This window comes from Streptomyces fodineus, from assembly GCF_001735805.1.
Lineage (GTDB): Bacteria > Actinomycetota > Actinomycetes > Streptomycetales > Streptomycetaceae > Streptomyces > Streptomyces fodineus.
Genome location: NZ_CP017248.1, coordinates 9,677,907 through 9,698,948 on the forward strand (window position 1 = coordinate 9,677,907; position 21,042 = coordinate 9,698,948).

Below are 21,042 nucleotides of genomic sequence, written 5' to 3' on the forward strand. Positions count from 1 at the left end.
CCACCCGGCTCACCCCATCCCCGAGCCATTCTGTTAGGAGTTCTTCGTCCTGGTGCCGGGCGAGGAACACTACAACCCGATCGGCAGCGTCCACGGCGGCGTCTATGCCACGCTCCTCGACTCGGTGGCCGGCTGCGCCCCGTCTGATGCGCGCCGACCGGGGCTTCTGGTGCCTGCCCGAGGCGGAGATCAACATCCCCTTCACTCCCGGCATGTCCGCCCTCATCCAGTCCCGGCTGACCCCGCAGACGGCCCACCAGGCCATGGTCTCCGCCCGCCGTTTCGGCGGCCGGGAAGCCGCCACCGCCGGAATCGTCGATCAGGCCGTGGACGAGGGCGCCCTGCGCACTACCGCCCTCGAACTCGCCCAGGCTCACGCGAGCAAGGCTGGCGACAGCCTCGGAACCATCAAGTCGCGCATGTACGCCCCTGTCCTCACCACGCTCTGCGACACGACCAACCCGCTGGGCTGACGCCATGCCGGGGGCGGTCGTCGGCCCGGGCGGGGCACGAAAACCGCACCCCCACCTCCCGGCCCGTGATCGCTACCGTCCGGATGCGCCACGGCAAGCCAGCCGACTCCCGCGGCACCCCGAATTCCGTCGGCGAGGGGCTGACCCCCGCTCGTGAGGCTGACTGCACCGGTTGCGCAATCTGCGCGCCGACCCGCAGTTCTGCAGGGGGTCTCACCGCCGTTCGTCAGCCGTCTTCTGGCCAAGGATCCCGCATAGCGGTCGACCGGTGGCGAGGTATGGGACGCCCTCAAAGAGATCAACGACCGTCACTCCGAAGAGCCGCAGCCCAGCAGCGGCTTGGACCTCTCCGGTGAGGTGGTCGTCAGCCATGCTGAAGCCGCCGACGGCGCGGCCATCCTCCTGCGCAACGCAATCGACCACGGTCAGGATGCCGGGGCTACGAGGCGATCGTTACCGGCAAAGGATCCGGCACCGCGGTGTCGGGGCGCAGGGTGAGGCCGCTGTGCAGGAACTGCTCGATGTCGGTCGGCCCGAGTCCGAACGCGCGGGCGTTCCTTCGTCGTCCTGGGCGAAGGCGAGCAAGAACTTGCGGCTGGCAGGGTCGGCTTCTACTTGTTGAGGAATTCCAGCAGGTCCCGGTTGAACCTCTCCTTGTCGCCCGGCACCATCGCGATGCCGTGGGAGCTGCCCTCGTACACCTTCAGCTCGGCGTTCGGGATGCTGCGGCTGGCACGGCAACGGCGGTCGCGGTCTTCACCCTGCGGCTGCTCGCCCGTCGAGTCGAGGAACTCTGTGATGAGATCGCCGCTCTCAAGCAGCAGATGACCGACGTGATCATGCAGCACATTCCGCAGCTGCTTGCCTGCTACGGCGTGGGTCCGGACACCGCCGCGGCGCTATTCATCGCCACAGGCGACAATCCTGAACGACTCCACAGCGAAGCTTCGTTTGCCTCGCTCTGCGGGGTGAGCCCAGTCGAAGCCTCCTTGGCAAGACACAGCGCAGAAGGCTCAATCGAGGCGGCGACCGTCAAGCCAACTCGGCTCTCTACACGATCGCCCTTGCCCGACTCCGCTGGGAGACACGCAGCCGCAGCTACGTCGAGCGACGCATCGCCGAAGGCAAGACCCGACGCGAAGCCATCCGCTGCCTGAAACGCTACGTCACCCGAGAGCTCTACACGATCACCATTCGAGCCCATGCTCGGCCCCGCGACCAGGCCCTGGCAGCTTGACATCCATAGGGGCATCAAGCTCGCGGTCCGCTATGAGGCGACCGTCCTCGTCGCGGCCATCAACGAGTGGCTGTGACCACACACGCGCACCGCCTTTTCGATAACCCGTTGCCCAGGAGCCAATCGGCCAGCTAGTTTCACCCAGCCGCCTGCATGGGTGCAGGTCGGCGCTGTCGACGAGGAGGTGTGGAGCACATGCGCAGGAGTGCCCAGGAGTTGAGCTCGCGTACTGACCTTTGCCACCTCCTCACGACGGAGACACCTTGTCCCTTCGCATCACCCCACTGACCGACCCCGCTCACGGGCCGCACGGCCGGCGTCTTGCCTGGTTGGCGTCGGACGCGGATTCCATCCCTGCCGGGACGGCCTTTCTGCGCCTGTTCGATGGCGGACAAGAGCACCTGGCCGAGCTCGACCTCCGTGTTCATCCCGCAGAGCGCCGCAAGGGCGTCGGCTCCCGGCTCCTCAACACCGCGGTAGCCACCGCCCGGGACAACGCCCGACGCTGCGTTGTCGCGCAGGCAGAAGCCGGATCGCCCGGCGACCACTTCCTGGCAGCACGCGGTTTCCGGAAGGTCCTCACCTTGAGGTTCACCCGCTTGCCACTGGCTGACGTGGATACCGCCGTCCTCGCCGAGATCATCGAGCGTCCGCATCCCGGCTACCGGCTGATGTCATGGCAGGGAACCGTCCCCGACGACCTCGCCCAGACGTTCGCCGCCTCACGCCGCGCCATGGACGACATGCCCATGGACGACACCGACTACGGCACCGTGACCTGGGACGTGGACCGCGTGCGGGCCGCGGCGAAGGCCGTCGAACAGCGCGGCGACCACCTGCACACCGTCGTCGCCATCGACGCCTCCAACGGCTCGATCGCCGGGTTCACCGAACTCGTCATCCCCGGCAGCGGCACAGGTGACGGCCAACACTACGGCACCGGTGTGCTGCCCGAGCACCGTGGACACGGCCTCGGCCGATGGATGAAGGCCGAGTCGATCCGACAAGCCCATAGGGACTATCCGGACCTCGGTGGCCTCCTGACCGACACCGCCGACAGCAACACGCACATGAGACAGATCAACGACGGTCTCGGCTACACACCCACGCACACGACACACCAGCATCAGCTCGACCTTTAGCAGAGACCGGACGGCCGGACCGGGGCATCACCCCGCCCGGCCCGTCCGCGCTTTCGATACACGCGCTAGCGTGAAGGGCCCCGGCTAGTGGGCAGCGCCGCACTGCTCGGGACTCTGTCGCGCCGCGCCCGTCCGCTGGGCCGCCTCGTGCGGTCAGCCGGTACAGCCGGGACGGACCCGCGCGGGGCGCAGACAGCTGGTGGCCGTCGCCCCGGCGACCGAAGCGGCGAACGCCCCGCCCGCCCCGGGCCAAGGCAGAGAATAAGTGGTGCACCGCCTCTCTTTTCCGGACTAACACCGTGTCCTACATGGTCAGTTTGAGGAGGCGTTTGTAGCAGCAGAGGGCGGCGGCGAGGCGAGAAAGGCCAGGTAGTTGCGGGGATGCCGCTCGTAGCGGGGTGACAGACGCCGGTAGCCAGTCAGCCAGGAGATCGTGCGCTCGATGACCCACCGACAACGGCCCAACCGTTCGCTTGAGTCGATTCCCTTACGGGCGATACGGACGCCGATGTCGTGGCTGTGCAGCCATTGCCGCAGGTCAGGAAGGTCGTAAGCTTTGTCGGCGTGCAGTCGCTGGAGCTTGGAATGGTCACCGTGGGATTCGTGTCCTATGTGGAAATGGGCGACCGTCGGCTTCAGCCCGAGGCTGTCGTGGGTGTTGGCGGCGGATACTCCGACGCGAAGGGCGTCGGACAGGACGTGCATCTTGGAACCCGCCTGCCCCGGTCCACGGGCGACGGACCTGCAAGTTCGCCCTTTTTTGGCGCGGACGTGAGCGGAGTCGAGTACCGCCCGGGACAGGTCGACCAGGCCCTGGCCGGCGAGCATCTCAAGCACCTTCCGGTGCAGCCGTCCCAGACGCCCGCCCGGGACCAGATCAGGAACCGTCGGTGCACCGTTGACTTCGATGCCCGAAACAGGGCGGCAGAGCCCGCCAGGCACAGCCGCTGACCAGCACGTAGACGATCGCCGCGAACACCGCCTCGTCATCGATGTTGGCCACCCCGCCACCCTGCGGCCGCACCCGCGCCGGCGGCAGCAAAGGTCTGGCGATCTCCCAGAGCCCCTCCGGCACGATCCATCCCCACCGCCCACTCCCCATGACCCAACCAACGACCAACTGACCATGTAGGACACGGTGTTGGAGACGGGCCGAGTCATGCTGTCGTGGCCTGTCTCCTGATACCCACCCTGGGCCCTTATTGGTGCCGGACTCCATGCGCCTTTCGATACTAGCCACGGGTGTGTGCTCACGGTGGTCTGCCCGGCGTGCTGAAGTGGGGCGTCCCGAGTAGCGTGGGGAAGAGACTGTACGGAACGGCTGCCTTCACCAGTATCGCCCTCGCCCTCGCGGGCGTTCACTGCTGGTCGGACGTGGTATTCACATGCCCGGCTCGGGCGCTGAATGGCCGTGAAGGGTGGAGTTCCGAACAAGTGCTAGCGAGGCGATCATGGCCTTTGCCGCTGCCAAGGACGGCACACAGATCTACTTCAAGGACTGGGGGCGGGTCAGCCGGTGGTGTTTTCCCACGGCTGGCCACTGATCGCGGATGCGTGGGATCCGCAGTTGAAGCTGATGGCGGACAACGGTTTCCGGGCCGTGGCCCACGACCGACGTGGAGGCGGGCGGTCCGACCAGCCGTGGATGGGCAACGACCTGGACACGTATGCCGACGACCTGGCATCGGTCCTGGAGAACCTTGATCTCCAGGACGCCATCCTGGTCGGTCATTCGACGGGCGGCGGAGAGGTGACGCGCTACATCGGCCGGCACGGCTCGAGGCGTGTGGCCAAGGTGGTTCTGCTCGGGGCGATCCTCCGTTGATGCTCAGGACGGAAGCGAACCCGGAGGGGCTTCCGATCGAGGTCTTCGACGAGATCCGGCAAGGTGTGCTGACGGACCGGTCCCAGTACTACAAGGATCTCAGCGCTCCGTTCTACGGTGCCAACCGCGAAGGTTCGACCGTGTCGCAGGGGACCCGTGACGAGTTCTGGCTCTGGAGCATGACGGTAGGCGTCAAGAGCGCCTACGACTGCGTCAAAGCGTTCTCTGAGACTGACCTCACGGGGACCTCAAGGAGTTCGACATCCCCACGCTGATCATTCACGGCGACGACGACCAGATCGTTCCCATCGTGGCATCCGCGAAAAAATCGTCGCAACTGGTCAAGGACGTGACCTTCAAGGTCTATTCCGGTGCTCCGCACGGCCTGTCGATGGTGCCGGAGTTCGCGGGACGGTTCAACAACGACCTCCTTGAATTCGCACGCGGCTGACCGACCAGGTGTCGTTTCACCGGTCTTCCCGCGTTCACGCGGCCGGCGACAGACCACTGGCAGGCGCGAGCCCGAGGAGTGCCCATGTCTCAGCAAACGAACATCGCCGCACAGACCGCTTTCGCAGAGGCGGTCATCACCGGCGACCTCGCGGCCCTCGACGTGATCGTCGCACCCGACTCGATCGACCATGATCCAGCCCCAGGGCAGCTGCCGGGCCCGAAGGGTACAAGGCCATGTTCGCCGATCTGCGGGCAGCCTTTCCCGACCTGCACGTCGCGGTGGAGCATCTGGTGGCCACCGACGACGAGTTGGCCTTTGCCTACACCATCACCGGAACGCATCTGGGGCCGCTGATGGGACGGCCGGCGACCGGCAGGAAGGCAAGCTACCGGGGCATGCAGATCAGCCGCTTCGACAGCGACGGAAAGCTCGTCGAACGCTGGGGCAGCAGCGACGAACTCGGCATGCTGCGCCAACTCGGACTCACCGAGTTGTGACCCTAAGAGCGGGATTTCCGATGGTACGGGAACAACCAGCTCGCACGCGATCGGCCACCGTTCCTATCCATGCGGTGCCGAGAGGACGCTTCGGGTCGGCGGAATGTTGAGGTCCTCGGATGGCAAACGGTCAGGTGCGCGGTTCGCCGGCTCAACTAGCGAGTCCGACAAGCGGAGCTGATACTGACAAATATCGATGCTAACAGCGGGTCAGTTCGAGGCTATTCCGACCAAGACGTGGCATCAGCGGTGGATGTTCTGGTAATCGGGGCCGGGCCAACCGGGCTTCTGCTGGCGGGCGACCTCGCCGACTCCGGGGGCAACGTCACGCTCGTGGAGCGGTGCGATCACGAATCCAACCTGAGCCGCGCCTTCAGCATCCACGCACGAACCATGGAGGAACTCGACGCCCGGGGCCTGGCCGACGAACTACTCGCTCTCGCTCACCGGTCCGGGCGCTGCATCCGTTCGGCCGCATCAGCATCGACTTCTCCGGCCTTCGCACACGCTTTCCGTTCCTGCTGATCGTCCCCCAACGGCAGGTGGAGCGCCTTCTGCTGCGCCGGGCCGAGGAAGCGGGGCAACGATAGTGCGGGGACCCGGGTGACAGGGATACGGCAGGACCCGGGCGGCGTGGACGCGGAAACAAACCATCCGGACGGTGCCACGGCCACACTTCGAGCGCGCTACCTGGTCGGCACCGACGGAGCGAGCACCACCGTCCGGCAGAGCCTGGGCATGCCGTTCCCCGGCAAGTCGGCCATCCGCTCCGTGATGCTGGCCGATGTACTGCTTGAACGCGTCCCTGACGAAGCTTTCAATTTCGCCTCGAACCAGCACGGCTTCACCTTCTTCGCGCCGTTCGGGGACGGCTGGTACCGGGTCATCGCCTGGGACCGGCAACAGCAGCAGCTGCCCGACGACTGCAGCGACTGAAGACCCGGGAGTCGGGCAGAGACAGGAGTGGGGAATCATGGTGGCGTTTCACGCATCCGTGCTGGACGGAGTCGCCCGCAATCCGTCGCTGCCGACACCGCTGCTACTGCGCCTGCTCGCCTTCGACGGGGGCGGTGACCGTCCGCCCTGAGACGCCCGGTTGCGGTGATTCTTGCCCACCGAACCCGGGCGTCTGGATCGACTTTGCCATGAGCGCCAGGGCGGAGCCTGCACAGCGGCCCGGCTCGTGGACGATCCTTCTCCCAAGGTGCGGGCTGCTCTTGCATACGGACCCGAGGTGTACCACCCGCGAACAAAGGTCGCGCCGCTCCCGGACGCCGCGTGCGTCCGCCTGCCCGACGACCCCGCCCCTTCTGTCCGGGCGGCACTGCTGGACTCGCCTCATTTGGCGCCGTCGTTCGTGGCCTCGATGGCCACTCATCACAGTTTCGGCAGCGCGCCGGAAAGCGGTGCGTGCATGGGAGATTCTGCCGCCGGGCGAGCGGTCGGCGCTGCTGGCCGCCCCTGACCCCGAGGTGCGGCGGGCCGCCGCACTGTGGGAGTGCCGGCGGGACGCACGCGTCACCGCCGAACTCCTCCGCGATCCGAAGTCCGCCGCCGAGGCGCTGAGCCGAGGGCTCCTCGCCCGCACCGACGCCGAGCGGTGCGTCGCCGAGCGGACGCACCTGGCGGCCCTCGCCGAGAACCCGTCGTTGCCCGCCGACCTCGTGGAGCGGCTCGCCGTCGACTCCGACGCTGGTCGCGGAGCCCGCGTTCCCCCACCTGCGCTGGTTCCGCCGTCTGCGGATCCGCCGGGAGATACGCGACGACATCCACGAGGCCTTCCTCAGCGTCGCATGTGGTGCGGCTCTTGCGCGCTACTCCGGTGTCGCCGCCAGGTCCTCCTCCTCGATGGGCAGGCCCACCGGGCGGCGGCCCGGGCTGTTGCGGCTCGGCAGCACGGGTGCGGGCGGCACCGGGCGGTCCACCGGCGCGTCCGGGGTCAGGGACGTCGGCTGTCCGTGATGCAGCACGACCAGGGTTCGCCCTCCACCAGCGATACCGCACCTGGGACGGACCGATGTCCACCTTCAGCCTGCGTCCGCGTACCAGCAGCGTGAAAGCCACCCTGGACAGCGCCTCCGGCAGGCGCGGTGCGAACGCCAGCAGGGCCTGCCGCCCATCGTCACCGCCGTACCGGCGCAAGCCTCCGAGACCGGCGACCAGCGCGATCCACGTACCGGCGAGGGAGGCGATGTGGAGCCCGTCCCGGGTGTTGTGCTCCAGATCCTCCAGGTCCATCAGCGCTGCCTCGCCGAGATAGGCGTAGGCCAGGCGCAGGTGCCCGGTCTCGGCGGCGAGTACCGCCTGGAAGCACGCCGACAGGGAGGAGTCACGGACCGTCAGCGCCTCGTAGTAGGCGAAGTTTCGGGCCTTCTGATCGTCGGAGAAGGCATCCGGGCACTCCATCATCGCCAGCACCAGATCGGCCTGCTTCACGACCTGCTTGCGGTACAGGTCGAAGTAGGGGTAATGCAGCAGGAGCGGGTAGTTCTCCGGCGGGGTCGCCTCGAAGTCCAGCGCTGGAGACTCGTGAAACCGGCCGACTGCTCGTGCACGCCGAGCGTGTCGTTGTACGGCATCGCCATGCGGGCCGCGGCATCCCGCCACGCGGCAGTCTCCTCGTCGTCGACACCGAGTGTCGCGGCGCGTTCCGGATGACGCACGGCGGCGTCCGCGGCCGAGATGAGGTTCTGTCGCGCCATCAGGTTGGTGTACAGGTTGTCGCGGGTGATCGCGCTGTACTCGTCGGAGCCCGTGACCCGTCGATGTGGAAGACGCCTTCCGCGTCGTGGTGTCCGAGCGAGCGCCACAGCCGGGCCGTTTCACGAGGAGTTCGAGGCCTCACCGCGTTCGAAGTCCTCGTCCCCGGTAACCATCACGTACCGGTCGGCGGCCACCGCGATGGCCGCGTTGATGTGGAAGGCGGCCGTCCCGGCGGCCAGTAGGCGAACACTCGGCACCGTCGATGGTGCGCCAGGGAAACGCCGCGCCGCGAGCCCGAGCTGACGCGCGCGCTCCCGCGCCGCCGGCAGCATCCGGTGACGCGCCCGCAGTGCCGATGCGACGGCCTCCGGCGCGGTGAACGTCAGCACCGGCAGCACGCAGGACTCGGTGTCCCAGAAGCAGTGACCGTCGTACCCGGTTCCGGTCAGGCCCTTGGCGGGAATCGCCCGGCTCTCGCCCCGGGCCGCCGCCTGGAGCACATGGAAGAGGGCGAACCGCACCGCCTGCTGGATGCGCGCGCTGCCTCGACCTCGACGTCCGCGCCGCCCAGAGCGATCCAGGTACGCCGCTGTGCCGCGGCCAGACCGTCCAGCCGTGCTGACCGCGGCCGCCACCGCCGCGTCCACCTGATCGTGCACGGCCGGCAGCGAACGCTCCCGACCAGCCGTAGGCCACGAACTTGACCAGCCGGAGCGGTTGCCCGGCACCAGGTCCGCGGTCACCGTCAGGCGGCTGACGTCAGCCTCGCACTGCGCCGTCCAGCGGGTGGTCTGCGGCCCTTTGACGAGATGTCCGCCGCTGCGGCCACCGCGCAGCGCGCTGCGGTCGGTGCAGTGCACCAGCCGCAGCCGGGTGTCCTGCGCGAAATACTCCTCGGTCAGCAGCGGTGACTCGATGGCCGCGGCCACGCGCGGATCGCCCTGGAATCGCGGCAGTTGCGCGTTGGCGACGAGCTCGGACTGCACGGCCACCGTGGTCGGTCCGTCGACCGGCTCCACTTCGTAGACCACCGCGGCCACGAGCGCTGCGTGAAGGACACGAGCCGCCGCGAGGAGATCCGCACCGTACGACCGCCGGGTGAGTCCATCGTGCGTGCGGCTGAGGATGCCCGAGCGGAAGTTCAGCACGCCGCTCGTGCGCGACCAGTCGGCCGTAGCGCAGATCGTACGGGTGATCGTCGACCAGCAGACGGAAGATCTTGCCGTCGGTGACGTTGATCATCGTCTGCCGACTCGGGATACCCGTAGCCCGCTTCGGCGTAGGGCAGCGGATGCCGTTCGTGCACGCCGTTGAGGTATTGCGCCGGGCAGTCCGTGGGCTCTCCCTCCTCGAGGTTGCCGCGCCACCCGACGTGCCCGTTGGAGAGGGCGAAGACCGATTCGCTCTGCGCCGAGCACGTCCAGGTTCAGCTCGGTCTCGCGCAGACACACGGCTCGACCGTGAAGCTGGGATGGGTGATCACCGTTCCTCCAGAAGCTCCGCCAGGTCACGGACCACCACATCGGCACCATGGGCGCGCAGTTGTTCCGCCTGGCCGACCCGGTCGACGCCCACGACCACGCCGAACCGTCCCGCCCGCCCGGCCTCGACGCCGGCGAGGGCGTCTTCGAACACCGCGGCCTGCCCAGGATCCGTTTCCAGCCCTCGGCGGCCTCCAGGTAGGTGTCCGGGCGGGCTTGCCCCGCAGCCGGCGCTCGTGGGCGACCACCCCGTCGACCCGCTCGTCGAACAGGTCCTCGATGCCGGCCGCTCGCAGGACGTCCGTGTGTTCGCGCTCGACGACACCACGCGCAGCGCAGGCCCGCCGCCCGCGCCGCGTGCACGAAGCGGACCGAGCCGTCGTAGGGTTCCACGCCCTCCTCGCGGATCCGCCGCAGGACCAGTCTGTTCTTCCGGTTGCCCAGACCGTTCACCGTCTCCGCCTCCGGCGGGTCGTCCGGTGATCCCTCGGGCAGGCGCACCCCGCGTGCGGCGAGGAACGTACGCACGCCGTCCTCACGGGGACGGCCGTCCACATACTCGTCGTAGTCGCCGACCGCGTCGAACGGCACGAACTCGGTCCCCTCGCGCGTCGCGCGTTCGCGGAGATACCCGTCGAACATTTCCTTCCAGGCAGCCGCGTGCACCTTCGCGGTCTGGTGAGGCACCCCGTCGAGGTCGAACAGGCAGGCACGGACATGTGCAGGAAGCCCCAGCATGCCGACGAGGCTAGAAGGCACCTGCGGACGGACTCGATAGGTCACCCTCCGGCACGCCGGAAGGCACCCGCTCGGGGGTCTGTACGGTCTTCGGCCTGTCTCACATCCGGCGGTGACGCTTCGTGTTGACAGTGACGGCACCGCGCCGGGGGTCGTGTGCGGCTCCACGATACATACCGGCGCCGGGGCCGTGACTCATCGCCCCAGGGAGACTTCTCCCGATGGCAGCGGCCCAGCGCCGATGGCTGCCCGGCGGAGGCCTCACCCGGCAGGGTCATCCGGTGAGAGCCGGCTTCGGCCTCTGAACGCTCAGCAGCGCAGCGTGTGGGCACGACAAGTTCCGGCGCCAGGTCGCGCGTACGACAACCTCCCCGAGTGGAGAATACGGTGGCATTCAGGGGGTGGCGTCTTCGGTCCGGTAACGGGCCAGTGCAGCGCTGTAGTGGCTGACGGAGGGGTGCTCGGGACGAGCACGCGTTCGTGTTCTTCGACCACCCGGTCATCAGTTCCATCGCTTCGCCTCGGTGGCCCAGTCCGTACACGATCTCGGCGAGCAGCCCCGTGCGGCGAACGTGAAACGGTTGTCCGGCCCGAGGATGCGCATGCGGTCCTCCAGCACCCGGCGCGCACGGGTTCCGCCTCGGCGAACCGCCCGAACTGCCACAGCGCGTAGGCCTGCATGTGGTGGGCCATGACCAGCGTGGGATGGGCCGCAGGCAGGGCCCGCTCGCACGCCGGGATCAGCAGCGCCAGCTCTGCGTCGCATTCCCGCTCCTTGCCGAGCTGCGACAGGACCTCGGCAGGGACGTCCAGGTGTACAGCGTCTCGGGGAATCGTCGCCGAGCACCCGGCGCATGCCCTCGATCGCGCGACGCAGCCAGTGTTCGGCCTCCTCGTCCCGGTCCAGCAGGTCGAGCGGCCGGTGCAGGCCGGCACAGCTGCGCAGGGTGTCCGGGTGGTCGGGTTCCGAGCATGGCCTGCCGACGGGCGAGCACCTGCCGGTGCACGGCCTCCGACTCCTCGTAGTGGCCCATGCGGAACAGCGCCCTGCCCACCACGTCCCGGGCGTCGAGCGTCACCGGATGGTCCTCGCCCAGCAGTGCCCCTGCCCGGTCGGCGACGGCCCGGGAGAGCACCATGGCCACGCCGTAGTCCGCAGTCTCGTACACCCTGCCGCACCAGCCGCACGCCAAGGGCTGCCGACCGTTCGCCCGGTGCCGTCTCCAGCAGACGCGAACCGTGCGGGGCCAGCAGGACGAGCGCGCGGCGCGCCAGGGGCGTCTGCGTGCCCCGCTCGGGCAGCGCCTCCTCCAGCAGCCGTACGGCCACCTCACCGAGGACGCTGCGCTGCCGGTGGGAAGTCCCCGAGGCCACGCTGTCCAGCAGCACCCCGTGCGCCTTGACGCAGCGCACCCCCGTCCGTCTCGACCAGCTCGGCCAGCGAGTGGTCGAGAGGCCGCGCAGTGCGGCCTCCAGACGCTCCGGGACAGCTCCGGCTCGAGCCCGGCGACCGCGATCTCCGCTCGGGCCAGCGGCGCCAGCAGGCTCAACGGCACCGGATCAGCCGCCAGGAACGACAGCAGACGCAACACGGTCGTCGCCTCCGGCAGTCCTTGTCCCGCCAGCGCGTCCAGGGACAACTGCCAGGTGCCGCCGACCAGATGGCGCGACTGGGTGCCGCCGTACCCGCCGGCGCCACGGTCGACGATGGTTGTCGACTCCTCGTCCGGTTTGCGCGCGTACTCGTCCATGGACCACGACTCCAGGAGTTGGCGGAGAGATGAGAACCGGCCAGGGTGAGCGCGAGCGGCAGGCCGTCCAGGCGGGCGGCCACCTTCCGCGCCGACCGCAGGTCCCCCGCCTCCGGCGCCAGGTCGCACAGGACCTGGGCGGCGTCGTCCAGCGGTAACACGCCGAGGCATGGCGTGGGTGCCAGGGCGCGTGCCACAGCGGTGACGTGGCATGCCGGGTAGTGACCAGGACGATGCCTCGCCACTGGCACGCAAGCCAGGCGCCGTCCTCGAGGATCGAGGGGTCGTCGGCGTTGTCGAGGACCAGCAGCCACGGTTCGGCAGAACCCCCGAGGTAGTGCCAGGCCAGGTCAGCCGCCGCCCGCTGCCCCGCGCCGCGGCCGCCAGCTCCCCGCTCGACGCGCCCCGGTCCCGGCCACAGCCAGCATCCCGGCGCGCAGGGACATCCGCTCAGAGGCGTTCACCCAGAACCCGACACGCCTGTGTTCGCGTACGGCCTCGGTGAACAGCCAGTACGCCAGCGCGGTCTTGCCACAGCCGCCCATGCCGTGCACGACGTGGATCTCACCGCCGTGGCCGGCCACGGCCGTGCCCAGCGCCTGGCAGAGTTCTGCCCGGTCGCGCAGCAGCCTGGGCGGGCGTCCGATCAGCGGAATGCGGACGGAGTCGGGGGCAGCCGGCCTGGATCCGCCGGCGTACGGGCCGGCCTCGCCTGCGAAGAGCGGAACGGTGTCGGCGCTGTAGTGATGGTGATGCTCCTGGACGTACTGATCCCCGGTCGTCTGGAAGATCCGCCCCTGTCCCGACGCCCGGGCGCGAGTTCGCTCATCGCTCGGTGATGTGCTGGTCGCGTCCGGCTTGGTAGACCCGCCCGCTGCCGGAGACGTCGGCGTTCAGCCGGATGCGGCCGAGGCTCGCTGGTCCGGGAGCTGCGGGGCCAGCTCCGCCAAAACCCGACGCAGTTCCTCGGCGACCTCGGGACGGGCGGCCAGCAGGCGGCGCACCCTCGCCTGCCACTCGGCGGTCAGTTCGGCCTCCGTGTCGGTGTCACCCGACCGCTGCGCGAGCAACAGGTCGTCACGGGCGGCGTCCAGTTCACCGGCGACGGCCTCGGCGCGCTCCGGCTGGAAGCGCCGCCAGAGGGAGACCAGACCCTCGCGGGCCGCCTCCCAGGCCTGCCGGCCATCAGTGTCACCATCGTTGTCCCCGCCGTCCTGGCGAGGTCGGCGATCTCGGGTCCATGGCCGCCTCCGTTTCCTACGACCGCCGATAGTAGTCCGATTCACCGTGCGGGGGGTCTGCGAGTTGGAGCCGTGTAGCCCCAGCCGCTCCGTGTACCAGTCCGCGGGGTGCCGGCACAGTCCACTCGCCCAGCGAAGGAGAGGAGTGGCTGCGAGGGGCCGTCGAGCACGGCGTCAGCCATCCGGGCTCCGCGCCAACGTGGGACGGCACCCGCCTCCGTCAACGAGAACGAGGCCCGGGGCGGACGTATCACCGCCTGGCGCGGCCAGATGCACGTCATGGACCACGACCCCTCCTACGGGATCGTCCAACCGTGGCTACACTCGCCGCCAGGCAGGGTGCCCGGCATCCCACGGTGTTCGGGGAGCGGGCAGCTCTCCGATGAAGGAGGTCTGCATGCTGCTCCGTGAAGTGACGTTCACCGTCGACGTCGGCGAGCACGGCTACCTCATCGGTTTCGACGACGATTACGACTTCCCATCCGAGATGCCGTTCGGCTGGCGCTGCGGCCCTCTTACCGCGGCCACCGCCGTCGTCCTGCCCACCACCGACACCGGCCCGCTGCAGATGAACCCGTCCAGGTCCACGACACCCCGCCCGGCCCTGAAACAGACGGTGGCTGGGAGCCCGCGGAGGAAATGAGCCTGCGGGCCGACGCCCCTGCCTTCTGCCTCGCCACCATCGGGCAGGGCGATTTCTGGACGCCTGGCCCGAAGAGGAACCACCCTTGGACGTGCCGCGACCGCCGAGGACGGTGACTCGGTACGCATGCGTCTGTACTGCCACGCCGACGACCCCGACCCCGGCATCGGCGATCACGGAGAACGCCACCTGATCCAGCTCTGGCGCGCGCCGGCCACAGACCCCGTGCATCCTCCACTCAGCGACGAGGACCGGCGGGCGCGTGCCCAATACGCCGCAGACATGGTCACGCCTGTCGAGGACTACACCACCGAGTACCCGATTCACTACAGCGGCGAGAGCCCCGATGCGTCGAGTGGTGCCAAGTAGCGCGCGTTCGTAGCGAGTTGGTGGCAAGCAAGGGTGGCCCGGCTTCGGGCACCTCGAACGAGTTCCGGCAAGCCTGAGTAGGGCAGGGCCTCATCTCACGCTCAGAGGCTCGGGCGGCGCCGGGCGACGAGGGCAGCGATGTCGTCGTCGAGCTCGCCGCCGCTGTAGGCGATCAGGTCGCGGTGGAGATGGTCGAGGAGGTGATGGGGCGCCTCGCCGCTCCATGAGCGGATGCGTTCGGTGAGGGGGTAGAAGGCGCCGGAGCGGTCGCGAGTTTCAGTGACCCCGTCGGTGTACAGCAAGAGCTGGTCTCCGGGGTGGAAGGGGGCGAGGTCGACGTGGTACCCGTCGCCCACCAGCATGCCGAGGTTGAGCGGCGGTGACGGAGCGGAGGGCTGCAGCTCCCGGACCTCGCCGCGGTGCAGCAGCAGCGGGGGCGGGTGGCCGCAGGTGACGGTCCGGACGACCGGTTCATCGTCCGGGATCTCGGCGAGGAGGGCGGTGATGAAACGTTCAGCGATCTCCGAGCCCGGGAGCCCTGGGTACTGGGAAGCATGGCGGCTCATGCTCGTCTCCAGGCGGCGCGCGAGGTGGGGCAGGTCGGGCGCGTCGTGGGCGGCCTCGCGGAAGGCGCTGAGCAGCGTCGCGGCCGTCTGGATCGCGAGCAGGCCCTTGCCGCGTACGTCACCGATAAGCAGCCGTACGCCGTGCGGGGTGTGCATGGCCTCGTACAGGTCGCCGCCGATCCGGGCTTCCGCCGCGGCGGCCAGGTACAGGCTCTCGAGCGTGACGTGCCCGAGGTGTCGCGGTACCGGATGCAGCACCGCCAGCTGGGCCGTCTCGGCCACTGAGCGGACCAGGACAAGCTGATGAGCGCGTCGGCCAAGCAGGCGGTTGAAGAAGACGGCGAATGCCGCAATCGCCGCGAGGGTGGCGAGCTCAGAGTAGGCGGTCGCATCCCCCAGATCATTGAAGTCCACCATCAGGCCGACAAAGATGGCGCACGCGCCCACTCCGATGAGGACGGTCCCCCACAGGGGCAGCAACGCGGCGGCAGAAATCATGGCCGTGGCGAGGAAGGCATCCGGCCTGACATCACGGGGTGTGAAGAGGCCGACGAACAGGCCGATGAACAGCAGCAGAGCAGGCAGTACGGGCAGCAATCTGCTCCGTGCACCGGCGCTGTGCGTGACTCCGTGTCCCTCAGGAGACCTCGCCACCGTGCCGCTCCCCAAGGTCGCACAGCTCGAGCAGCAGCCTAGGTCCGGGAAGCCAGGCCACCGATTTGGGTAATTTTATCGTCATTCGCCCGATAGCCTACGAACAACTCCGTGCGCAGTGGTAACACACAGGTGTCAGCAGGTCACCGTGTCGCCTGTCGACACCAGGCAAGACCATCCGATCCCGTTCGACTCGACACTGTCTTTCGGTCGCTGGTCATGCCGACAGGCGGCCCACGACAGAGTCGAGCCAGAGCAGGCTGCCTGAGCGGCTCCGGCCCGACTTTCTCAGGCCGGAGTCTCTGCTGTGAGCTTCGGCTGGATGGCGGTCCTGCGTTTCACCGGACCCTGGACCAGAGGGGCGAGGGCGGACCGCTGTAGCCGAGGCGTGTGCCTCATCCGCGGTGGCGAGGTGCGGGTGCGGCTGGAGCCTGTCCCTCCGCCGGTGCCGGCCGGGTCGGCCGGGGCCGTTCTGTTCGGTCTGGACGAGTTCGATCACGCGTCCGTGATCGAGGTGCGGCTGACCGCGGTGCTCGACCCCGCGGGCCGTCAGGTGTGCCGTCTGACGGACGGGGACGGCACGGTCTACTCGCGGGTCGGGGAGTAGCTCTTTGAGGTGTGGCGGGCGTGGACCGCTGTTGGAGAGGCGGCTATGCGCACGGGCGGGGCGCGATGCGGAAGACGGGGACGATGGAGCCGCCGGTGGTGACGTTCCTCAGTGGGGCGGTGGAGACGCGGGAGATGCATCCCGGGCCTTGGTGCCGAAGAGGAAGGGATCCACGCTTTCACAGCACCGCCTGATCCGCAGTCGGCCATGTTCCAGGACGGCGTAGGGGGCGGTGGGGATGGAGAGGCGTTCCTGGATCACGTGCGGGATCGTCAGGACCCGGCCGAGGGCGGTGCGCCAGGCGGCGTCCGTGGTGCGCCGGACGCACACGATGCCGGTCCCGCCGTAGTCGTCGTTGGGCTTGAGCACCAGGTGCTCGCGTCGGGGGCGGGCGAACTCCAGCAGGTCCGCCGTACGTCCGTCGGGACAGGTCGTAGGTCCTGGACGCAGGAGCCTCATCCACGGTACGAGGTTCCCCGCCCCTTTTGCCTCGGTCTTCGGCAGCAGACAGCGGGTGCGTGGGTCGGTGAGCAGGGCCAGGACCGACTTCCTGTGTGCCACGTTGCTGGTGCAGGGATTGACCATGACACGTGCTCCGTCCGCCCAGGCACGCGTCATCGGATGCTCGGTGAGGGCAGCTCCGTAGCGGGACAGCAAGTCGGTGAGTACGGCACGCCGGTGGACTACCGTAACCGGCCGCGGGCGCCCGTCTCCATCACGCGTGAACAGACCCCGCCCGGTGTCGTCGTGCAGGTCGTCCGGGGTGCACACCACCGACGGCACACACCGTCGCGGCGCAGTTGTGCCTGGAGCGCGCCGAACTCCCACCACGCCGTCGACTTCCAGTCGACGATGGCGACGCCTGCTGGCCAGCAAGCATCCCGACATCCACCACGGTCTGGGAATGACCTGCGTGCGGCGACACGAGACCGCGGTCTGTCGGGAGGAGCGAGTTGCGGCCGGACTCGACGTGACGGAGCCGGACAAGCAGCTGTGCCGTGCTACGTGCACCGATCTCGCCCACACCGGCCGCGATATCAACAACCGGAGGCGGCCCCAGTTTGCTACACCCGCGAACACACATCGCTCCGACGGTCCAGCGTCACCTGCTGCTGCACCACCCCGACACGCGGACCACCGTGGAAACCGCGCACCGGTACGTGCCGACCGCGGTGGGGGAGGCAGTGGGTTCGACACCTTCGCCCTGTCCGGCGCCCGCACTGCACTGGTGGTCGGTGAAGTCGCCGGCCAAGGCCTCCTTGCGGCCACCACCATGGGATAGATAGGGGCCGCCGCCCGCTCCCTGGCCGCTCTTGACCTGGAGCCCGACGAGCCCCTCGCCCTCCTCGACGACACCGCCAAAGCCTCGCCGAGGAAGGCGCAGCTCTGCCGCCCGGCGATCCCATGCCACTCACGGCAAGCTGCGTGTATGCGGTCCACGACCCGCTCGCGCAAAACTGCACCAGGACCACCGGAATGCCCGACCTGCCCACCGGACCTCCTCTGGGCACCGCCGAGGGACCCCCCTTCGCCGCCACCACGATCTCCGTCGCCGACGGCAGCGTCCTCGCCTTCTACACCGCGTCACTGCTGCGAACCTCACCGTCACCGGACACCCTCCAACGGGTGCTGGCACACCTTGAGCGGCCACTGCAGGATCTGTGCGATGACGTGCTCTACCGGCTGCGGAAACGCCGTCCGTTACGACACCCCGCCTGTCCAGTTGCAGCTCGCCCACTCGCACAGAACTGCGGCGTCCGCTACACGCTCGACGGCAAGACCGTCTGAGCCTCAACGAGGCGGGCAGTCGGGACCGGAGCCCTGCCAGATGTGAAGGCCGTCGCGGCGGTCCGGAGGGAGCCAGTGCGTACGGCCGCCCGAGTCGCGCCCCCGTCCGTCCGGCGTTCAGGCGGCCGACAGCGCCTCGTCTCCCTTGCGGTTGGCCGGTCGGGTGAGCATCGGCCTGCCCGGCAGCCTTCACCTTGCGAGCGCCCTGCGCACAGGCCCATCCTGAAAGAGGCATGCCGACCACCGTATGGACCGAGCGCACACGGCTGCGGACCCTGCGGGGACCGCGGCCCGCGCAGGGAGCGGGTTCCCGATGAGGCTTGTCGTCGATCTCAACCGGTGCCAGGGATTCGCACAGTGCGTCTTTCTCGCCCCGGACATCTTCGCCCTCCACGGGGAAGAGGCGCTGCTGTTCTCCCCTCGCTTCGACGAGGCACAACGTGACCGGGTGCAGAAGGCCGCTGCCGCCTGCCCGGTCCAGGCCATCCTGGTCGACTACTCCGACGAGCCGACGCAGGGCGTGCAGTCCCATGTCGGCTGACACGGACGTCGAGGTCCTGCGGCGCCAGGGCCGCATCGTCGTGGTCGGAGCCTCGCTGGCCGGTCTGCGCGCGGCGGAGACGCTGCGCGCGAGCAGGATGATCGGCGACGAGCCGTACGAGCCCTACGACCGCCCGCCGCTGTCCAAGCAGGCGTTGCTCGGGCGGGCACGCCCCGAGGACACCGCGCTGCCGCGGCGGCGCGACATCGACGCCGAGTGGCGTCTGGGCGTCGCCGCCGAGAGCCTGGACCGGGCCGCCAAGCAGGTACGGCTGGCGAACGGCGACACCGTCCCCTACGACCGCCTGCTGATCACGACCGGGACCAGGGCGCGGCCCTGGTTCCACCGGAAGAGGCCGCGCTGGACGGGGTGTTCGGGCTGCGTACGCGTGACGACTCCGCACGCCTGCGCCGGAAGCTGACCGGGGGTGGCCCGGGTGCTGGTGATCGGCGCCGGCTTCACGGGCTCGGAGGTCGCCTCCGCCTGCCGGAGCTGGGCCTTGAGGTCACGGTCGCCGAGCGCGGCCCGGCGCCGCTGGTGGGCGCGCTCGGCGGGGTGATCGGCGCGGTCGCGGACCGGCTGCAGCGCAAGCATGGGGTCGATCTGCGGTGCGGGGTCAGCGTGACCGCCCTGGAGGGGGACGATGTGGGACGGCTCAGGCGCGCCCATCTGTCCGACGGTTCGGCGATCGACGTGGAGGTGGCGGTCGTCTCGCTCGGTGCCATGCGGAACACGGAATGGCTCGCCGGCTCGGGCGTGGCCGCGGGTCCCCGGGGGATCGCGTGCGACGCCGGGTGCCGGGTGTTCGACGTCAACGGCATCGTCACCGACGACATCTACGCCGCCGGTGACGTCGCCCGCAGCCCTCACCCGCTGTTCGACTACCAGTTCCTGGCGCTGGAGCACTGGGGCAACGCGGTCGAGCAGGCCGAGGTCGCCGCCCACAACATGATCTGTGCGGGTCCGGATCGCCGTCCGCATCTGTGGCTGCCGATGTTCTGGTCCTCCCAGTTCGGTGTCAACATCAAGTCGGTAGGTGTCCCTCGCTGGGCGACCACCTGGTCGTCGCCCAGGGACACTAACGGAGGAGCGGTTCGTGGCGGTCTACGGCTACCGGGGCCGCGTCATCGCCGCGGTGGCCTTCGACGGGGCCAGGTGGCTGGGGTTCTACGAGCAGCAGATCGCGGCCGGTGCCCCCTTCCCGCCGGAGTACCGCACGGTCGACCGCCGCACCGAGACGCTGGATCCGATCGACCCGGCCTTCCCCGACCCCCATCTTCCCACCCATGGGGCCACGGTCACGCTGACGGGTCACTCGCCGAGCGAGCGGCGTGTCACTTTCGTTCCGGCGCATGCCTGATCACCGGCCCTGCAACGCCCGGAGCCCTCAGGAGACACCATGACGTCCGGCACCCTCGTCGCGCAGATCACCGACTACGCCAATCGGGCCAATCCCTACCCGCTCTACGCGGAACTGCGCAAGCAACCGGTCAGGCGGGAGGACGACGGCACCTACGTGGTCAGCACCTACTACGAGGTGCGGAGCCTGGCCAACGACCCGCGGCTGAGCAACGACACGAGCAACCGCCGTCCGGCTACGCCCGCGTGGGGCAGCCGGACCCGGAGACCGGTCTGCCGCCCAGCTTCATCTTCACCGACCCACCCGTGCACGACCGGCTGCGCGACACCATCAACCGGCCCTTCGGCCCCCCGCACAGCCCCAGGTTCCTCGACGACCTGCGCGAGAACTGACCAAGGTCGTCACCGAGTTGCTCGACGCCTTCGAAGGCAAGGACCAGGTCGACATCGTCGAGGCCTTCTCCTACCCCCTTCCCGTCACCGCCATCTGCAAGGTCCTCGGCGTGCCGCGCGAGGACGAACCGCGCTTCCACGGCTGGGCCGATGCGCTGGCGTCGTCCCTCGATCCCAGGCCGGCGGCGACGGTCAGGCGAAGGCGCAGCAGGCGCGCCAGGACATGGGCGCGTACCTGACCGATCTGATCGAGACCAAACGCCGCCACCCCGGCCCGGGATGCTCAGCGCGCTCGCCCCCGACATGACGCCGGCGGACCTGGAGGCCACGGCGGTGCTGCTCCTGGTCGCCGGCCACGAGACCACCGTCAACGCGATCACCAACACGACCCTCACCCTGCTGCGCCACCCCGACTCCTCGAGCGGTTCCAGAAGGACCTGGACCTGGCCGTCCCACTCATCGAGGAAGTGCTGCGCTACGAGCCCCCGGTCCAGTTCATCCCATTCACCACCGCCCTGGCCGATATCGAGGTCGCCGGCACCACGATCCCGGCCGGCTCGCCGGTCTGGCTCATGCTGGC

The 21,042-nt window shown here is 69.1% G+C and carries 20 protein-coding genes and 9 pseudogenes; 17 read left to right on the forward strand and 12 right to left on the reverse strand.

Annotated elements, in window-relative coordinates:
- Nucleotides 1-43: 43 nt before the first annotated feature.
- Nucleotides 44-166: pseudogene (locus tag BFF78_RS48925) on the forward strand (PaaI family thioesterase); the annotation flags it as partial.
- A pseudogene (locus BFF78_RS42075) lies at nt 141-473 on the forward strand (enoyl-CoA hydratase-related protein); the annotation flags it as partial. The pseudogenes BFF78_RS48925 and BFF78_RS42075, both read left to right, overlap by 26 nt.
- Before the next feature lie 611 nt (nt 474-1,084).
- On the opposite strand, the pseudogene BFF78_RS48930 reads toward BFF78_RS42075, so the two are convergent.
- Nucleotides 1,085-1,198: pseudogene (locus BFF78_RS48930) on the reverse strand (alpha/beta fold hydrolase); the annotation flags it as partial.
- Between the two features lie 33 nt (nt 1,199-1,231).
- Here BFF78_RS48930 and BFF78_RS46645 point away from each other — a divergent pair.
- Nucleotides 1,232-1,710 (forward strand): annotated as a pseudogene (locus BFF78_RS46645) (transposase); the annotation flags it as partial.
- Nucleotides 1,711-1,973: 263 nt separating this feature from the next.
- Nucleotides 1,974-2,852 (forward strand): GNAT family N-acetyltransferase, encoded by an 879-nt coding sequence (locus BFF78_RS42090; protein ID WP_069776439.1) that lies wholly within the window; start codon nt 1,974-1,976, stop codon nt 2,850-2,852.
- 312 nt (nt 2,853-3,164) lie between these two features.
- Here the strand turns inward: BFF78_RS42090 and BFF78_RS50400 are convergent, their stop codons facing one another.
- Together BFF78_RS50400 and BFF78_RS50405 are read right to left on the reverse strand one after the other, a co-directional pair.
- The gene (locus BFF78_RS50400) at nt 3,165-3,680 is read right to left on the reverse strand and encodes a transposase (RefSeq protein ID WP_418346736.1); all 516 of its coding nucleotides are present in this window, start codon (nt 3,678-3,680) and stop codon (nt 3,165-3,167) included.
- Between the two features lie 49 nt (nt 3,681-3,729).
- Nucleotides 3,730-3,927 (reverse strand): transposase, encoded by a 198-nt coding sequence (locus tag BFF78_RS50405; RefSeq protein WP_418346737.1) that lies wholly within the window; start codon nt 3,925-3,927, stop codon nt 3,730-3,732.
- Between the two features lie 376 nt (nt 3,928-4,303).
- Between BFF78_RS50405 and BFF78_RS42100 the strand changes: the two are divergent.
- From BFF78_RS42100 to BFF78_RS42110, 4 genes and pseudogenes are all read left to right on the forward strand, one after another.
- Nucleotides 4,304-5,128: pseudogene (locus BFF78_RS42100) on the forward strand (alpha/beta fold hydrolase).
- Nucleotides 5,129-5,364: 236 nt separating this feature from the next.
- A complete protein-coding gene (locus BFF78_RS48935) occupies nt 5,365-5,628 on the forward strand; it encodes an ester cyclase (RefSeq protein WP_227026091.1) in 264 nt (87 codons plus the stop codon).
- A gap of 249 nt (nt 5,629-5,877) precedes the next feature.
- Nucleotides 5,878-6,153, forward strand: coding sequence for an FAD-dependent oxidoreductase (locus BFF78_RS50410; protein WP_227026195.1), 276 nt, complete (start codon nt 5,878-5,880; stop codon nt 6,151-6,153).
- Between the two features lie 78 nt (nt 6,154-6,231).
- Nucleotides 6,232-6,564: an FAD-dependent monooxygenase gene (locus BFF78_RS42110; protein WP_079161723.1), complete on the forward strand. Its 333-nt coding sequence runs from the start codon at nt 6,232-6,234 to the stop codon at nt 6,562-6,564.
- 878 nt (nt 6,565-7,442) lie between these two features.
- Here the strand turns inward: BFF78_RS42110 and BFF78_RS48940 are convergent.
- The 5 genes and pseudogenes from BFF78_RS48940 to BFF78_RS49875 form a co-directional block, all read right to left on the reverse strand.
- Nucleotides 7,443-7,598, reverse strand: coding sequence for a hypothetical protein (locus BFF78_RS48940; RefSeq protein ID WP_227026206.1), 156 nt, complete (start codon nt 7,596-7,598; stop codon nt 7,443-7,445).
- Between the two features lie 73 nt (nt 7,599-7,671).
- Nucleotides 7,672-9,479, reverse strand: a pseudogene (locus BFF78_RS50415) (glycoside hydrolase family 65 protein); the annotation flags it as partial.
- A pseudogene (locus BFF78_RS48950) lies at nt 9,473-9,682 on the reverse strand (hypothetical protein); the annotation flags it as partial. The pseudogenes BFF78_RS48950 and BFF78_RS50415, both read right to left, overlap by 7 nt.
- 128 nt (nt 9,683-9,810) lie before the next feature.
- Nucleotides 9,811-10,550: pseudogene (locus BFF78_RS42125) on the reverse strand (HAD-IA family hydrolase).
- A gap of 740 nt (nt 10,551-11,290) precedes the next feature.
- Complete coding sequence (locus BFF78_RS49875) at nt 11,291-12,301, reverse strand: tetratricopeptide repeat protein (protein WP_335755380.1); 1,011 nt, start codon at nt 12,299-12,301, stop codon at nt 11,291-11,293.
- A gap of 29 nt (nt 12,302-12,330) precedes the next feature.
- Here BFF78_RS49875 and BFF78_RS49495 point away from each other — a divergent pair, with 29 nt between their 5' ends.
- Entirely contained in the window at nt 12,331-12,459 is a 129-nt protein-coding gene (locus BFF78_RS49495) for a hypothetical protein (protein WP_257786897.1), read from the forward strand.
- A 192-nt stretch (nt 12,460-12,651) separates the two neighbouring features.
- Here BFF78_RS49495 and BFF78_RS47520 read toward each other — a convergent pair whose 3' ends face one another.
- Together BFF78_RS47520 and BFF78_RS42135 are read right to left on the reverse strand one after the other, a co-directional pair.
- Entirely contained in the window at nt 12,652-12,885 is a 234-nt protein-coding gene (locus tag BFF78_RS47520) for an NB-ARC domain-containing protein (RefSeq protein ID WP_069783269.1), read from the reverse strand.
- A gap of 309 nt (nt 12,886-13,194) precedes the next feature.
- A complete protein-coding gene (locus tag BFF78_RS42135) occupies nt 13,195-13,587 on the reverse strand; it encodes a hypothetical protein (RefSeq protein WP_335755381.1) in 393 nt (130 codons plus the stop codon).
- 352 nt (nt 13,588-13,939) lie between these two features.
- Between BFF78_RS42135 and BFF78_RS48955 the strand changes: the two genes are divergently transcribed.
- Both BFF78_RS48955 and BFF78_RS48960 read left to right on the forward strand, forming a co-directional pair.
- Nucleotides 13,940-14,185: a hypothetical protein gene (locus BFF78_RS48955; RefSeq protein ID WP_227026092.1), complete on the forward strand. Its 246-nt coding sequence runs from the start codon at nt 13,940-13,942 to the stop codon at nt 14,183-14,185.
- A gap of 126 nt (nt 14,186-14,311) precedes the next feature.
- On the forward strand, nt 14,312-14,554 hold the full coding sequence (locus BFF78_RS48960) for a hypothetical protein (RefSeq protein ID WP_227026093.1): 243 nt from the start codon (nt 14,312-14,314) through the stop codon (nt 14,552-14,554).
- A gap of 101 nt (nt 14,555-14,655) precedes the next feature.
- On the opposite strand, the gene BFF78_RS42145 is transcribed toward BFF78_RS48960, so the two are convergent.
- Nucleotides 14,656-15,717, reverse strand: coding sequence for a PP2C family protein-serine/threonine phosphatase (locus BFF78_RS42145; protein ID WP_227025650.1), 1,062 nt, complete (start codon nt 15,715-15,717; stop codon nt 14,656-14,658).
- Nucleotides 15,718-16,162: 445 nt separating this feature from the next.
- On the opposite strand from BFF78_RS42145, the gene BFF78_RS42150 reads away from it, so the two are divergent.
- A complete protein-coding gene (locus tag BFF78_RS42150; protein WP_069776428.1) occupies nt 16,163-16,381 on the forward strand; it encodes a hypothetical protein in 219 nt (72 codons plus the stop codon).
- A 108-nt stretch (nt 16,382-16,489) separates the two neighbouring features.
- Here BFF78_RS42150 and BFF78_RS42155 read toward each other — a convergent pair whose 3' ends face one another.
- Nucleotides 16,490-16,966, reverse strand: a complete 477-nt coding sequence (locus BFF78_RS42155; protein WP_159032900.1) for a hypothetical protein — start codon at nt 16,964-16,966, stop codon at nt 16,490-16,492.
- Nucleotides 16,967-17,857: 891 nt separating this feature from the next.
- Here BFF78_RS42155 and BFF78_RS42160 point away from each other — a divergent pair.
- From BFF78_RS42160 to BFF78_RS47530, 5 genes and pseudogenes are all read left to right on the forward strand, one after another.
- Nucleotides 17,858-18,169, forward strand: a complete 312-nt coding sequence (locus tag BFF78_RS42160) for a SpoIIE family protein phosphatase (RefSeq protein ID WP_069776425.1) — start codon at nt 17,858-17,860, stop codon at nt 18,167-18,169.
- A 313-nt stretch (nt 18,170-18,482) separates the two neighbouring features.
- Nucleotides 18,483-18,710, forward strand: coding sequence for a ferredoxin (locus BFF78_RS42165; RefSeq protein ID WP_069776424.1), 228 nt, complete (start codon nt 18,483-18,485; stop codon nt 18,708-18,710).
- A pseudogene (locus BFF78_RS50420) lies at nt 18,700-20,070 on the forward strand (NAD(P)/FAD-dependent oxidoreductase). Before BFF78_RS42165 ends, BFF78_RS50420 begins: the two are co-directional and overlap by 11 nt.
- A 245-nt stretch (nt 20,071-20,315) precedes the next feature.
- Nucleotides 20,316-20,462 carry a hypothetical protein gene (locus BFF78_RS47525; protein WP_193433628.1) on the forward strand — a complete coding sequence of 49 codons (147 nt, stop codon included), beginning with the start codon at nt 20,316-20,318 and terminating at the stop codon, nt 20,460-20,462.
- A 17-nt stretch (nt 20,463-20,479) separates the two neighbouring features.
- Nucleotides 20,480-20,701: a hypothetical protein gene (locus BFF78_RS47530; protein ID WP_069783271.1), complete on the forward strand. Its 222-nt coding sequence runs from the start codon at nt 20,480-20,482 to the stop codon at nt 20,699-20,701.
- Nucleotides 20,702-21,042 lie beyond the last annotated feature (341 nt).

Excerpts from the sequence above, each read along its gene's own strand:
- BFF78_RS48935 (WP_227026091.1), top strand. The coding sequence starts at position 5,365 with ATGTTCGCCGATCTGCGGGCAGCCTTTCCCGACCTGCACGTCGCGGTG.
- BFF78_RS48960 (WP_227026093.1), top strand. The coding sequence starts at position 14,312 with ATGCGTCTGTACTGCCACGCCGACGACCCCGACCCCGGCATCGGCGAT.
- BFF78_RS49875 (WP_335755380.1), bottom strand. The coding sequence starts at position 12,301 with ATGGACGAGTACGCGCGCAAACCGGACGAGGAGTCGACAACCATCGTC.
- BFF78_RS50400 (WP_418346736.1), bottom strand. The coding sequence starts at position 3,680 with ATGCTCGCCGGCCAGGGCCTGGTCGACCTGTCCCGGGCGGTACTCGAC.
- BFF78_RS49495 (WP_257786897.1), top strand. The coding sequence starts at position 12,331 with ATGAGAACCGGCCAGGGTGAGCGCGAGCGGCAGGCCGTCCAGGCGGGC.
- BFF78_RS42165 (WP_069776424.1), top strand. The coding sequence starts at position 18,483 with ATGAGGCTTGTCGTCGATCTCAACCGGTGCCAGGGATTCGCACAGTGC.
- BFF78_RS48955 (WP_227026092.1), top strand. The coding sequence starts at position 13,940 with ATGCTGCTCCGTGAAGTGACGTTCACCGTCGACGTCGGCGAGCACGGC.
- BFF78_RS42160 (WP_069776425.1), top strand. The coding sequence starts at position 17,858 with ATGCCCGACCTGCCCACCGGACCTCCTCTGGGCACCGCCGAGGGACCC.
- BFF78_RS42155 (WP_159032900.1), bottom strand. The coding sequence starts at position 16,966 with ATGGTCAATCCCTGCACCAGCAACGTGGCACACAGGAAGTCGGTCCTG.